The organism is Achromobacter sp. JUb104 (assembly GCF_024806975.1).
Classification (GTDB): Bacteria; Pseudomonadota; Gammaproteobacteria; order Burkholderiales; family Burkholderiaceae_B; genus Achromobacter; species Achromobacter spanius.
This window is the reverse complement of record NZ_JANUEY010000001.1, coordinates 486,237-499,166: the sequence shown is the minus strand read 5'-3', so window position 1 is coordinate 499,166 and position 12,930 is coordinate 486,237. Positions and strand designations below refer to the sequence as shown.

Genomic DNA, 12,930 nt, shown 5'->3' with positions numbered 1-12,930 from the left:
CCCTGGCCTTGCAAACCCTAGCGGCCACGCCGACGCGCGCGGCGGGCGTTAAACTACGTCGTTACACACTTACTGGACGTCCCTCGAAGTTATGGCCCGATCCCGCAGCCAATCCGCTCCCCGCATGACCCGCGACGCCACCCGCCTGGTGGCGCTGTCCCAAGCGCTTAACCGTTCGGGCAGCCGCGTTGAAGACGTGTTCTGGGAGAACCAGCTTGGCGAAGCGATTCCCAAGCTGCTCAAGGCTGGGCAGGACGCCCCGCTGGAAGCGGCCCTGGACCACCTCGCGCAAAGCGACATAGGCGCCTACGAAGTCTTGATCGAACAGGCGGAAACGCTGTCCGAGTCGATGAAGATCGAAAAAGATGGCGTCGTGCACGACGTGTTGCTGATCGTCGCGCCGATTGTCGCCTGGACCCGCTACACGATCCCCACCGGCCCCGTCTCCGCCAGCGTCCAGCAGGCGCTGCTGGCGCAACTGCACGGCCATGTGCTGTCCAGCCAGGCGCGCACCGCGTTGATGCCCATGCTGGTCAGCGTGGACCAGATGCCGCGCACCTTCGGCGAAACCTGGCAGTGGCTGCAACGCCTGGGCTCGCAAGCCCTGGGCGGCGAAGCCACCAAGCCCACGCTGAACACCGAAGTTGAAACGGCCAACATGCTGGCCGACACGCGCTACATCATCGGCGCCGTCGCCGTGCCCGAAAACGCACCTATCTTCCGCTGGCAGGAAAGCCTGGGCGAAGCCGACGCCACGCGCGACGCCTGCCAGGAACAATGGGCCGCCCAGGCGCAGCCCACGTTGGCCGCGCTGCTGCCCGGCTGCGGCTTCGAAGCCCTGTTGCCGGACGCCTACTACGTCAGCAACCGCGAAGCCGACCGGCGCGTGCGCCCCCTGTCGCTGCGCGCGGCTGTCAGTTGGCTGGAAGGCGCGGTCAACCTGGAAGCCTCGCAATTGCGCGCGGTGGTGGCCGGCTGCGGCGAAAACCGCATCGACGAATACCGCATCAGCTTCACGGCGCGCAACAGCAATGACGTGTATTACGGCTGCGTATGGCCCTTGTATGGACGCGAGGAAGAAACGCCGTCCGACGAAGGCCAACCCGACGTGGTCGATGAAATCGCGGCCTTGCTGAAGGAATACGGCGTCACCGAAATGCGCCGCATCCCGGGCGTGCTGCCGGCGGAATATTGCGAAGATTGCGGCGCGCCCTACTTCCCGAATCCGCTGGGCGAATTGGTACACGCCGAATTGCCCGAGGACGCCGAAGCCGCGCCGGCCAAGTTCCACTAAACGTCCATGCAAGCGGATATTTTCTGCCGGGTCGTCGATAACTATGGCGACATCGGCGTGTGCTGGCGGCTGGCTCGCCGGCTGTCCCAGGGCTTTGGCTGGGATATCCGCTTGTGGGTGGACGACCTGGCCAGCTTCGCCCGCATCCAACCGGGTATAGCCGACCACGCCGCGCGGCAACGCTGCGCGGGCGTGGATGTCGTGCACTGGTCCGACACCCCCGACCCCGCCCTGGGCGCGCGCGATGTCGTCATCGAGGCCTTCGCCTGCGATCCCCCGGACGCCTTTCTGCAAAGCATGCGCCAAGCGCATCCGGCCTGGATCAACCTGGAATATCTAAGCGCCGAGGCCTGGGTGGAAAGCTGCCACGGCCTGCCTTCGCAGCGGCCTGATGGGCTGGTCAAGCACTTTTTCTTTCCCGGATTCACCGCCGCCACCGGTGGCCTGCTGCGCGAACCGGGCTTGAGCGCGGAACGCGACGCGCTGCAAGCGTCGATGGATCTGCAAGATGATTTTCTGCGCGCCCTGGGCGTGGACGACGCCGTGCTCGCGCGCCGCCGCGACGGAGCGCGCACGGTCAGCCTGTTCTGCTATCCCACGGCGCCGGTACAGGCGTTGGTCAGTGCCCTGGCGGCTGACTCACGGCCCAGCGTGTTGCTGGCGCCCGTGGGCGTTGCGCCGGGCCTGGAAGCCGCCTGCGCGGCACCCGGCGCCCCGCTGCTGGCCCGCCTGCCCTTCGTCGCCCAGCCGGATTTCGACCGGGTGCTGTGGTTGTCGGACCTGAATTTCGTGCGCGGTGAAGACTCGTTTATCCGTGCCGCCTGGGCGGCGCGTCCGCTGGTGTGGCAGATTTACCCGCAGGATCAGAACACGCACCTGGAAAAGCTTGAAGCCTGGCTGGCACGCTATCCGGCCCCGGAATCCGCGCAGTCGCTGATCCGGGCCTGGAACGCGCCGCAAGGCGAACAAACCGTCGCGGCGGCCGCTGCGGCGCTGGCGCCTGACGCCTGGCACGCCTGGGCCACGGCCGCCCGCGACTGGGACGCCAAGCAGGCGGCGCTACCCGATCTGGCTGAAAATCTGGCCAGATTTTGCGCAGACTTGGCCAAGAAACGTTAGAATAGAGAGTTTTCTGAGCTGCCCTGAATTTTGTCGGGCCTCAACATGACGCCTCCCGGGGTGTGCAAAAAGCCGCAAGTACAGCGGCTTTTTGCAAGCACGGCGAGTGCACCCTACCCCCCGGAGTTTTATCGATGAAAACCGCTCAGGAATTGCGAGTCGGCAACGTGGTCATGGTCGGCAAGGATCCCCTCGTGGTCCAGAAAGCCGAATACAACAAGTCTGGCCGTAACGCTGCTGTTGTGAAGCTGAAGTTCAAGAACCTGCTGACCGCCTCGGCCAGCGAATCGGTCTACAAGGCCGACGAAAAGTTCGAAGTCGTTCAACTGGATCGCAAGGAGTGCACCTACTCCTACTTTGGCGACCCGATGTACGTCTTCATGGACGAAGAGTACAACCAGTACGAAATCGAAGCGGAAAGCATGGGCGACGCCCTGAACTACCTGGAAGAAGCGATGCCCGTGGAAGTGGTCTTCTACGACGGCCGCGCCATTTCGGTGGAACTGCCCACGACGATCGTTCGCGAAATCACCTACACCGAACCCGCCGTGCGTGGCGATACGTCGGGCAAGGTCACCAAGCCGGCCAAGATCAACACCGGCTACGAACTGAACGTGCCGCTGTTCTGCGCCATTGGCGACAAGATCGAAATCGACACCCGCACGAACGAATACCGCAGCCGCGTTCAGTAAGATCCGGCAGTTGGTACGAAAAAGCCAGGCCCCTGACAACAGGGCCTGGCTTTTTTCATGGGCGCGCTATCCGGAAACGGAAGCGCGCGCCAATTGCGTATTAGGTGCCTACTGCAAGCGTTCGTCGTCCAGGAAGTCAGGCACTGCCATGACTTCGATGCCGTCCTCGGCCAGGGCCTCGCGTTCTTCGGGCGTTGCGGTGCCACGGATGGGGCGTTCATCGGCGTCGCCGTCGTGGATGCGGCGGGCTTCTTCCGCAAAGCGGGGGCCGACGTTTTCAGTGTTGCGCAACAGCGCCCGCACCTGCTTCATGACCACGGCCTGCACGGCCGCCATTTTCTCGGCGTCGGACGCGCCGGCCGGCACGGCGGGCGGCTGGGCCGGCGCATGCAGGTGGGACACGTTCAGGCGCGGCGCCGACAGCCGCTTGGTGATGCTGGCCGAGCCACAAACGGGGCACGTGACCAGACCACGCGCCTGTTGCGCGTCATAGTCGTCGTGCGAACCGAACCAGCCTTCAAAAATGTGGCTGTGCTCGCACTGAAGGTCGAAAACTTTTAGAGCCATGGTCGGTATATGGGGGCCAGCAGCCAGAATACAAGAATCCGCTCGCCGCGCCTGCTATCCCCTTGAAAGCGCAGGGACAAGGCGCCGCGCCCCAAGAAAAAACGGGCCCGCGGGCCCGTCTTGGCACGGCGTAATGAACAACACTTACTTACCGCGCTTGGCGCCCGGGCCTGCATTGATCTGGGCTTGCTGGGCTTGCAGCGAATCAATCTGGCGCTGCAAATCACGCAGTTGCTCGCGCACATCCTTTTGCTGGTCGGCCAACGCCGTGGCTTCCTGACGCGACTGTTCCTGGCGCGCCGCCACTTGCTGTTCCTGCTGCATGCGCAAGGTACGGTCGGCCTGCAGCGTGCTGAGTTGGGCGCTGCGGCTGGCCAGCAGCTTTTCGGCATGCGCGTATTCGGCTTGCAGCTTGATGCGCTTGATGTCGACTTCAGCCAATTCCGCCGACTGCGCGGCAAACGCGCGGTAGGTGGATTCGGCCTGCTTTTCAGACACCGTTTTCAGCACACGCCAAAAATCCTTCTGCTGGAACAAGGCCACGTAATAGGTCAGGTCTTCGGGCTTGAACAGCAGGCTGGCGCCATACGTCCCGTTATAGGCGGTGCGCAGTTCCGACACCTGGCGGCTTTGGATCAGGTCTTGCAGTTCGGCCACCGTCGAGGCCGGCCGAGCGGGAGCGGCGGGTGCTGCCGGCGGGGTCACCGGCGTGGCAGCGGCCTGCGGGTCTTCGACCTGTTTGACCGTGGGCCGCGGCGCTTCGGACTGCGCGCTGGCGCACGCCGCCAAGCCGGACATCACCGTGCCTAACAGCGCCATGCGTGTGGCGGCACGGATAAATTGGACGTTCATGCCTTCCCCAAAAAAATCGTTGCGGAACTATAGCAATTTATTTCGCTCACGGCTGATCCGCTTACATTAGCCGCGGGCGAACTGTCGCCCCCTACGGGCCTTCCCCAATTGCAGCAATCAAGATGCCTCGACGACCCCTTCCGCCGTCTCACCCTGGCCGCCACCCAGATGCAGTTTTCGCATCTTTTCCCATAGCACCTTGCGGCTGATGCCCAGCGTGTTGGCGGTGTCCTGACGGCGCCAGCCATTGACGTCCAGCGCGGCCAGGATGCGGGCACGCTCGGCCCGTTCGGCATCGGTGAATACCGGCGGTTCGCACATTGCGCTGGTGCCGCCCAGGGCGCCCGAGGCGCGCAGCGGTTCGGCGATCTGATCAAAGATGCGCTCGATGCGGGCCTGGTCCCACCCCTGGAATTGCCGGCGCATGATGGCCACGCGCTCGGCCACGTTGGACAGTTCGCGCACATTGCCCGCGTACTGCGTACGCGCCACGCGCTCCAGCAGCCAGTCCGGCGGCTCGCCCTCGCCCCCCAGGCGTTCGAGCAGCGCGCGGAAAATCGCGATCTTTTCCTCGCCGCCGCGTTGCTCCAGGTTGGGAATGCGCAGTTCGATCACAGCCAGGCGGTAATAGAGATCCGCGCGGAATTCGTCTTGGCCCACCAGCACGCGCAGATCTTTATTGGTGGCCGCGACCAGGCGGAAGTCCACCGGAATCTCTACCGTCGAGCCCAGCCGCGTCACGGCGCTTTGTTCCAGAACGCGTAGCAGCTTGACCTGCTGATACAGCGGCAAGTCGCCGATTTCGTCCAGGAACAGCGTGCCGCCGTTGGCTTGTTCGAAGTAGCCCTTGTGCGCGCCGACCGCGCCGGTGAAGGCGCCCTTGGCGTGGCCGAAGAAATGCGCTTCAAACAGCCCTTCCGGAATGGCGCCGCAGTTGACGGCCACGAACGGGCCATCGGACCAGGCGGCGCGGTCATGCAGCAGGCGCGCAATGCGTTCCTTGCCCACGCCGGTTTCGCCGTGGATCAGCGCGTTGCTGCGGCAATCGGCAAACATCTCGGCCTCGGCCAGCAGCGCCCGCATGGGCTCGGAAACCGCAATCAGCGGCTGTTCACGCTTGGGCGCGGATCGGTTGAACTGGTCCAACGTGCCCAACAGTTCATACAGCAGCTTGCGCAAGTCCGCCGTGGTGAAGGACAGCGGCAGCGTGTACGAATATTCAGGCGGGTAATAGCGCGAATCGCGTCCCCGCGCCTCGGCCGACACCCATATCACCGGCATGGCTTGGGCGGATAACCAGTCGTAGCCGCTGAAGCGGTTGTCGCCCATGACCGACACCGACACCAAGGCCACGGCGGGGCGCGTCGGGTCGCGTGGCGGCGGGAAAGCGGTGCCGGCGTCCGCGCGCACCAGCGTGACGTCCATGCCGGCCAGGCAGCGTTCCGCGCGGCCGGCAATGTCGGACGTGCCTTCCCAGACATACACATCGAACTCGTCGCGGGCGAATTTTTGGGTCATCGCAGGCACCATGCCGACAAAGAAAGGGCGTAGTCCAAAAGCATCCTCATCAGTACACCAAGCGCGGTTGCCCGCAATCCACGGACAGCAGCGACACGTCGGTCTGACCCACGCTGACGCCCAGCGTGTCCAGCAGTTGCTGTAGCAAGGCGGACAGGGGCGACAGCACGGGCTGCAACAGATTCACCACGATGGACAGCACCCCGCTCACCTGCGAACCGCCGTCCAGCGCCAGCGCCGCAACCGAATTGATGCGGCACTGCCGGATGGCGCTGGGCGTGATCGCCAGCGTGCAGACCAGGTCATTGACGGGCGCCACCAGCAGCGACGTCAGGATATTGCCCACCAGTTGCAGGGTGCCGCCCAGCACGCCCGTCAAGCCGCCCGTGGACAACCGGTTGCCCAACTGGTTCAGCGCGGTCGCGGACCACTGCATGTCATTGAATACCTGCGTGATGGACTTGCCGGCATTGCTGCCGCCACCGCCCACCAGTTGGGTGGCAAGCGCCGTGCGCTCCGCGGCCGTCAACGGCGTGCCGGAATTGACCAGATCGCCCAGGATGCCGCCCACCACGGCGTCCGCCAGGTTCGAGGCCAAGCCGCCCAGGTCGATGGACGTGGCGTTCACCGTCTGGGTGGACGGCGCGCCCGGCGGTTCCGTCAGCGTGACCGACACCGGTGTCGTGGAATTGAAGACCGGCAGGGTCACCTTGGCGGTCAGGGGCAAAATGCCCAGCACGTTCAACACCTGATGGCGCTGGATGGCGCCGAACGAGCTAGGCTGGCAGCTATTGGTCAGCGACACGAAATTCGCGGCGTTCTGGTCGGTGCTGGACGTCATGCCGGGAAAGCGCCCCAGGCAGATGCTGGCCGCCGCCGCGGTCACCGCAATGGTGGCCTGGTGCTCGGTCAGCGGCGCCTGGCACAGGTTGGTCAGCGTGCCGGTGGATTGCGCCACATCGATGATGATGGGCAGGTCAACCCGCGTGCCCAGGGTGTTTGCCAGCAAGGGCCCCACCAGCGGGATGTTGCTGGTGTTCAGCCGCAGGTAGACGCGTATGCCCGCGCTGGTGGCCTGGGTGCCGATGCCGCCGATGGCCAGCGTGGGCGGTTCCACCACGCGCACCCGGGCGTCCACGCCCAGCAGCGGCACGCTCAAGCCCAGGTTGATCAGGTTCTCGCCGTTAGCCACAACCAGCGCGGTTTCCAACAGGTTCAGGGCGTTCACGTTCGCCGCCAGGGCGCCCGTGGCGTCTCCCCCCACCACCGACAGGTCCAGCACGCCGCCGTCGCCAAACAGCTTCACGGGCAGGTTCAGCGGCATCACCGCCAGCACCGTGTTGATGGCGTTGCTGATCAGGCCGATGTCGGCGGCCGCCGTGCCGCTTTGGTTGACGACCGTCAGCGTGGCTTGCAGCAACTGCCCAAGTGTCAGGTTATCGAGCGCCGCCAATTCCGCCGGCGTGCCCACGCCGGTGGCCACCGACAGCGGCAGGCCCAGCGCCTGCAACAGGCCGGATGGGGTGATGTTGACGCTGGCCAGGCCGGCCGCGTCCAGCACGTCCAACTGCGCGGGCGAGGCGCCCACGGTCGACAACAATTGCGACAGCAGCCCGCCGCGTTCCAGGCGCAGCAAGCGCGAACCCACGGTGAATGCCGCCACGGGCTGCGTATTGGTGGCCACGGCGCTGACCGACACGGTTGTGCTCAGCCCCAAGGTACCGAACAGGCTGGCCAGTTCCTTGCGGATGGTCAGGCGCACGGCGTTGAGCGTCTGCGCGCCCGTGGGGTCGAACACATGCATGCCGCTGGCGTCGGCGCGAGTGGAATCCCACAGCTTGCATTCCACCGTGATGTCGTCGGCCGCGAAGGTGTCAAAGATATTGGGCAGGTTCGCCAAGGCAGACGTCTTGCCGGCCGCGCTGGCCCGCGTGCAATCCGCCGGGGACCCCATGCCCAGCACCTGAACCGCCGACAGCGCGGCCAGATCCGCGGCCTTTTGCACTTCGCGCTTCATGTAATAGCCGTAGCCCAGTTGCGCCACGCCCAGCATCGCCACGCCCACCAGCACCGCGAACACGACGGCCACGGTCATGCTGCCGCGCTGGCGAGGCAAGGACACACAACGAAGAGGTCTGGCAGGCATGATCGGGCAATCCTGGATTGCAAGGCGGTGAGGGCGTGTCGGCGCCGGGGTTAGTTCGTGTTCTTGGTCTCCACGCGCTTTTGCAGATACTCCGGAATCGGATGCGAAAAGCTCTCCAGGTAGCGGTTCCAGGCGGCGGTGGACACCGGCCCCAGCACGGGCAGCATGTTCCCGGCGCGGCGGCCGTCCGCCTGCGCGGCCAACAAGCCCCGCGTGACGTCGCCAAACGCTTCCTCGGCCGGGGCTGAGGGCTGGGCAGCCGGGGTAGCGGTCGAGGTGGGCTGCACGACTTGTGTGGAAGCAGTGGCTGGCTGCGGCTGCGGCATCGGCGTCTGCACCTGCTGCACCACGGGCCGCGTGGGCAGTTGCGCCTGCGGCAAGGCCTGGGCCGGCGCGGCGGCGGGCGGGCTGCTGGTCATGCCACCGGTCAGCGGCGCGTTCGATTGCGCCTGGCTGGTCAACGGCGCCAAGGCCACCAGCGTGGTGACCAACGCAGCAGTCAGCACTTGGGAAGCGGAATAGCGGGAGTCAGACATGGATCTCTTCCTGAATACGGGTTAGCGCACGATGGGCCCATTGCCCAGGCCTTCCATCAACGGACTCATCACCGGCATGATCATGCCGCCGCCGCTCGACACACGGGTCGCCGACGCTTCGGCCGCCGCCACGGGCACCGGCGCCGACGGACGCTGCGCACGGATGTCGGAGGCCATGCGCAGCACCTGGCTGCGCGCTTCCTCGGTAAGCTGGGCCTGGTCCATCAGCCGTTGCGCGCGCACGGGCTCGCCTTCCACCAACAGCAGCACCGCCAGATTGGCCAGCACCTTGCCGTTGTCCGGCGCCAGCTCGGCCGCCTGCCCCAAGGGCACGCGCGCGCCTGCCGGATCCCCGGCGCGCAACCGGGCATAACCCAGGTCACCCAGAATGCGTGGATCCATCGGCGACAACTTCGCCGCGCGCGCCAAGTCGTCGGCCGCTTGGTCGAACTGCCCGCGCGAACCGGCGATCAAGCCCAGGCCGTGCCAACCGTCGGCTGCCTGATCGGTACCCAGCAGCGCGCGATACGCCTGTTCGCTCAGCGCCGTCTGCCCGGTCTGGCGCAAGGCTTCCGCCCGCAGCACCGACACCCGCGCGTCGTTGCCGAACCGTTGCTGATAGGCGTCGATATACGCCAGCGACGCAAAATAGCGCTCTTGGCGCTGCGCTTCGGAAATCAGCGACAGCATCATCTCGGGCGCTTGGGGACGCCCCTTGGCATCGGCCTCTTCTTCCTTCTGCCGCGCCAGCGCCTGTTCCTGCTGTTGCTGCTGGATAAGCTGCCAGGCCGACTCCGCGCTATTGGTCTTGCATCCGGTCAACCCCGCGCCGGCGGCCACCGTCGCCGCCACCAAGGTCCACCGCAAGACGCGCGCCTTGCTCTTGATTTCGCCAGCCATTACATCCCCCCCATGCGCGACATGCCGCGCAATACCGCGATAAACCCCGCCCCGCCCGTCACGATCAACAGCGCGGGCAGCAAGGTCACGATCATGACCCCCGTCATCTTGACGGTGGTCTTGCCGACCTTTTCCTTCAGTTCCAATCTGCGCTTGTCGCGCAGGCGCTCACCAAACCGATTCAAGGGCTCTTGCACGGCGCCGCCGTGCTGATCCACCTGCGCAATCAAGCGGCAGATGGCCGACAGGTCGTCGTTGTCAAAGCCCGAGGCCAGCCGCGCCAGCGATTGCTCGCGGCTGCGCCCGCGCACGTGCAATTCAGACGCCAGCCGCAGTTCATGCGACAGCACCGGCAGCACTTGCGCGAATTCCTTGATCAGCACCTGCATGCTTTGGTCGATGGACAGCCCCACCCCTTGCAGCAAGCGCAGCAGGTCGATCAGCAGCGGCAGTTCGTCGCCCGCCATCCGCTTGCGGCGCGACAGGCGCCGGCCGACCACCCACTTGGGCAGCATGTAGCCGATGGCGAAGCCGAAGAACGCGGCGATCAAGCCGCCCATCGGGGAATCGATCAACTGCTTCTGCTGGTTGAGCAGCACCGCTGCGATGGGCAGCAAGATGGCCAGGCCGAAGCGCGCCGCCACGAAGCGCGAGCGCGCGGTGCCGGAATTCGCATAACCCGCCATGTCGACCATCTTGCGGTCTTCGGCGGCCATCAGCGTGTCGGCCAGACGGCCTTCGCTCAGGCGTTTGCCAAAGGCGTCGGCGGCGCGGGTGGCCGATGAAAACCGCCCTTCGCCCGGGTTCGCGGCCATCGCCGCCGCGGTCGCACCAGGGTTCTGGCGCGTTGCCAGCGCCTGGTCGATCACCTGGCGGCTACGGTCCTGTCCGCGCAGGCGCCGCGCCATGCCGATGCCCAACACCAACAGCGCCACGGCCACCAGCATCAATGCCGCCGCCAGCACGGTCGAGGCATTCCAGGATTGCAGCATCTCCATCGTCGCCATCCCTTAAATTGACTTGGCCATGCGATACAGCCAATAGCAGCCGCCAATCTGCAACACCACGGCAGTCAGCAGCATCTTGAAGCCCAGCGGGTCTTCCCACAGCCCCATGAAGAGCTTGTTGTTCGCCACCATGATGAAGCCGGCAATGCCCACCGGCAGCAAGGCCAGGATCCATGCCGACAAGCGCACCTCGGCGGAGCTGGCCGTCAATTCGTTGCGGGCCTGGGCCACGTCGCGCATGAAGGCGGCCATGCGTTCCAGCACCTGGTCGCTGCGGCCGCCGAAGCGCATTGCCAGCGACACCACGGCCGCCACCATGTACAACTCTTTCAAGCCATACATGCGCGACACCTGCACCAGCGCCGCATCCAGTTCCTTGGCCGAGCGGCTCAGGCTGGCCGCCGTTTCCACCACTTCCAGCAAGGGCTGGTCGGTTGAGGCCGCGGCCGTCTGGAACGCCGCGCCCATGCTGTTGCCGATGGTGATCAAGCGCACGATGTTGTCCAGGAAAGCAGGCAGTTGCGCAATCATCCGACGCCGGCGCTTGTCGGCGCGCAGCCAGAGCAGGAAGTACGTCAGCACGGCCAGCATGATGAAAGACACCACGCCGGACAGGGGGCCCAGGAACACCCAGGCCAGCACCGCGCCCGCGACGACAGGAATGGCGATCCGCAGATAGAACCCCACGCTTTGACGCACGCCCGCCAGCAGCAGCAGCCGGTCCCAACCAGAGAACCCGCTGCGCATTGCGCGCCCGCCTTCAGCGAACGGCGCGGCTTCGACCGCTTCGCGGCCCCGTTTGAGCTGGTTGTCCAGGAACGCGGAGCTGGCCGCGCGGCGCGCGCCGCTATTGGCATGACGCCACAGCAGCACCGCGCCGGAAGCCAGCACCAACGCCAGCGCGCCCAGGATCAGAGCGTCTTGCATCAGCGCCTCCGGCTCCAGAATCCGCCGCCGCCATCGTTGTCGCCGGGCGGCGGGTCATTGACGCGCGCGTCGTTGCGCAGCTTCGCCAGCTTGGGCGTGTGCGGATGAATGCCCAGCCAGTTCCAGCGGTCCTTCTCTTCGCCCTCGGGTGTGGTGAAGGTTTCGTGGCGGTAGAGTTCCTGCGTCGAGATGACGTTGTCGCCCATGCCGGTCACTTCGGTCACCGACAGCACCCGGCGCTTGCCGTTGGACAGACGGCCGATCTGCACAATGAAGTCCAAGGCACTGGCGATCTGGCGGCGCAGGCTGTCTTCGCTGCCCTGAAAGCCCGCGAAGCCCGCCAGCATTTCAATGCGGTACAGGCATTCGCGTGGTGAGTTGGCGTGGATGGTGGCCATGGAGCCTTCGTGGCCGGTGTTCATGGCTTGCAGCATGTCCATGACTTCGGCGCCGCGCACTTCGCCCACCACCACGCGGTCGGGTCGCATCCGCAGGCTGTTGCGGATCAGTTCGCGGATGCTGACCGCGCCGCTGCCGTCAAAGCCACCCTGGCGCGATTCCAGCCGCACCACGTGCGGGTGGTTCAGCGACAGTTCGGCGGTGTCTTCCACCGTCACCACACGCTCGGTCTCTGGAATGAAAAACGCCAGCGCGTTCAACAGCGAGGTCTTGCCCGAGCTGGTGCCGCCCGACACCAGCACGTTGCAGCGGTGCTTCACGGCTTCGTGCAGCAGCCGGTAAATGTCTTCGTCAAAGGTGCCCAGCGTCAGCAGATCGGCGGGCTTGAGCGGGTCTTGGCGAAACTTGCGGATGGACACCATCGGGCCGTCGACGGCCAGCGGTTCAATCACCACGTTCAAGCGGCCGCCGTCGGGCAGACGCGCGTCCACCATGGGGCTGGACTCGTCCAGCCGCCGGCCGATGGGCGCCAGGATGCGGCGCACGATGCGCAGCACATGTTGGTTGTCGGTGAAGCGCAGCGTCTCGCGCGCCAGCACCCCGCGCCGCGACACGAACACGTTGTCATAGCCGTTGATCAGAATGTCTTCAACGGCCGGGTCGGCCAGCAGGTCTTCCAGGGGCCCAAGCCCCGCCAATTCCTTGGTCAGCGCCTCGGCAATCTGGCGCATTTCGCCTTCGTTGATCGGCACGCGGCGCAAGCGCACGAAGCTGGCCACTTCGATGTCAACGAATTCCTGGATCGCCGAACGCGCCCAGCGGCCGAACTCGGCGCCCAGTTCCTCGATACGGGAAAGCAGGTGCTCGTACGCCGCCGTCTTGACTTCCTGAAAGCGGTTCGACGAGGCAAAGCCCTTGTCGCCGTCACCGCCGAACTCTATGGTCGCTGTCATGATCATGTCGGATTCCGCCG

The 12,930-nt window shown here is 65.6% G+C and carries 12 protein-coding genes; 3 read left to right on the top strand and 9 right to left on the bottom strand.

Annotated elements, in window-relative coordinates:
* Window positions 1-91 precede the first annotated feature (91 nt).
* From M2361_RS02280 to efp, 3 genes are all read left to right on the top strand, one after another.
* Window positions 92-1,294, top strand: coding sequence for a DUF2863 family protein (locus tag M2361_RS02280; RefSeq protein WP_259246025.1), 1,203 nt, complete (start codon window positions 92-94; stop codon window positions 1,292-1,294).
* A gap of 6 nt (window positions 1,295-1,300) precedes the next feature.
* Window positions 1,301-2,413: an elongation factor P maturation arginine rhamnosyltransferase EarP gene (earP, locus tag M2361_RS02275; protein ID WP_259246024.1), complete on the top strand. Its 1,113-nt coding sequence runs from the start codon at window positions 1,301-1,303 to the stop codon at window positions 2,411-2,413.
* Between the two features lie 134 nt (window positions 2,414-2,547).
* On the top strand, window positions 2,548-3,105 hold the full coding sequence (gene efp / locus M2361_RS02270) for an elongation factor P (RefSeq protein ID WP_046804079.1): 558 nt from the start codon (window positions 2,548-2,550) through the stop codon (window positions 3,103-3,105).
* A 108-nt stretch (window positions 3,106-3,213) separates the two neighbouring features.
* Here efp and M2361_RS02265 read toward each other — a convergent pair whose 3' ends face one another.
* The 9 genes from M2361_RS02265 to M2361_RS02225 form a co-directional block, all read right to left on the bottom strand.
* On the bottom strand, window positions 3,214-3,672 hold the full coding sequence (locus M2361_RS02265) for a DUF1178 family protein (protein ID WP_100856556.1): 459 nt from the start codon (window positions 3,670-3,672) through the stop codon (window positions 3,214-3,216).
* Between the two features lie 144 nt (window positions 3,673-3,816).
* A complete protein-coding gene (locus tag M2361_RS02260; RefSeq protein ID WP_259246023.1) occupies window positions 3,817-4,524 on the bottom strand; it encodes a DUF2968 domain-containing protein in 708 nt (235 codons plus the stop codon).
* A 117-nt stretch (window positions 4,525-4,641) separates the two neighbouring features.
* A complete protein-coding gene (locus tag M2361_RS02255) occupies window positions 4,642-6,042 on the bottom strand; it encodes a sigma 54-interacting transcriptional regulator (RefSeq protein ID WP_259246022.1) in 1,401 nt (466 codons plus the stop codon).
* A gap of 49 nt (window positions 6,043-6,091) precedes the next feature.
* A complete protein-coding gene (locus tag M2361_RS02250) occupies window positions 6,092-8,188 on the bottom strand; it encodes a TadG family pilus assembly protein (protein WP_259246021.1) in 2,097 nt (698 codons plus the stop codon).
* A gap of 50 nt (window positions 8,189-8,238) precedes the next feature.
* Window positions 8,239-8,724: a DUF3613 domain-containing protein gene (locus M2361_RS02245; RefSeq protein ID WP_259246020.1), complete on the bottom strand. Its 486-nt coding sequence runs from the start codon at window positions 8,722-8,724 to the stop codon at window positions 8,239-8,241.
* Between the two features lie 21 nt (window positions 8,725-8,745).
* The gene (locus M2361_RS02240) at window positions 8,746-9,624 is read right to left on the bottom strand and encodes a tetratricopeptide repeat protein (RefSeq protein WP_259246019.1); all 879 of its coding nucleotides are present in this window, start codon (window positions 9,622-9,624) and stop codon (window positions 8,746-8,748) included.
* A complete protein-coding gene (locus tag M2361_RS02235) occupies window positions 9,624-10,622 on the bottom strand; it encodes a type II secretion system F family protein (protein WP_259246018.1) in 999 nt (332 codons plus the stop codon). Before M2361_RS02235 ends, M2361_RS02240 begins: the two co-directional genes overlap by 1 nt.
* A gap of 12 nt (window positions 10,623-10,634) precedes the next feature.
* A complete protein-coding gene (locus M2361_RS02230; RefSeq protein ID WP_259246017.1) occupies window positions 10,635-11,558 on the bottom strand; it encodes a type II secretion system F family protein in 924 nt (307 codons plus the stop codon).
* A complete protein-coding gene (locus M2361_RS02225) occupies window positions 11,558-12,916 on the bottom strand; it encodes a CpaF family protein (protein WP_259246016.1) in 1,359 nt (452 codons plus the stop codon). The genes M2361_RS02230 and M2361_RS02225 overlap by 1 nt, the downstream gene beginning before the upstream one ends.
* Between the last annotated feature and the right edge of the window lie 14 nt (window positions 12,917-12,930).

Bases quoted from the DNA above. Each gene is read 5' to 3' on its own strand.
- M2361_RS02280 (WP_259246025.1), top strand. From the start codon at position 92: ATGGCCCGATCCCGCAGCCAATCCGCTCCCCGCATGACCCGCGACGCC.
- earP (WP_259246024.1), top strand. From the start codon at position 1,301: ATGCAAGCGGATATTTTCTGCCGGGTCGTCGATAACTATGGCGACATC.
- efp (WP_046804079.1), top strand. From the start codon at position 2,548: ATGAAAACCGCTCAGGAATTGCGAGTCGGCAACGTGGTCATGGTCGGC.
- M2361_RS02265 (WP_100856556.1), bottom strand. From the start codon at position 3,672: ATGGCTCTAAAAGTTTTCGACCTTCAGTGCGAGCACAGCCACATTTTT.
- M2361_RS02260 (WP_259246023.1), bottom strand. From the start codon at position 4,524: ATGAACGTCCAATTTATCCGTGCCGCCACACGCATGGCGCTGTTAGGC.
- M2361_RS02255 (WP_259246022.1), bottom strand. From the start codon at position 6,042: ATGACCCAAAAATTCGCCCGCGACGAGTTCGATGTGTATGTCTGGGAA.
- M2361_RS02250 (WP_259246021.1), bottom strand. From the start codon at position 8,188: ATGCCTGCCAGACCTCTTCGTTGTGTGTCCTTGCCTCGCCAGCGCGGC.
- M2361_RS02245 (WP_259246020.1), bottom strand. From the start codon at position 8,724: ATGTCTGACTCCCGCTATTCCGCTTCCCAAGTGCTGACTGCTGCGTTG.
- M2361_RS02240 (WP_259246019.1), bottom strand. From the start codon at position 9,624: ATGGCTGGCGAAATCAAGAGCAAGGCGCGCGTCTTGCGGTGGACCTTG.
- M2361_RS02235 (WP_259246018.1), bottom strand. From the start codon at position 10,622: ATGGAGATGCTGCAATCCTGGAATGCCTCGACCGTGCTGGCGGCGGCA.
- M2361_RS02230 (WP_259246017.1), bottom strand. From the start codon at position 11,558: ATGCAAGACGCTCTGATCCTGGGCGCGCTGGCGTTGGTGCTGGCTTCC.
- M2361_RS02225 (WP_259246016.1), bottom strand. From the start codon at position 12,916: ATGATCATGACAGCGACCATAGAGTTCGGCGGTGACGGCGACAAGGGC.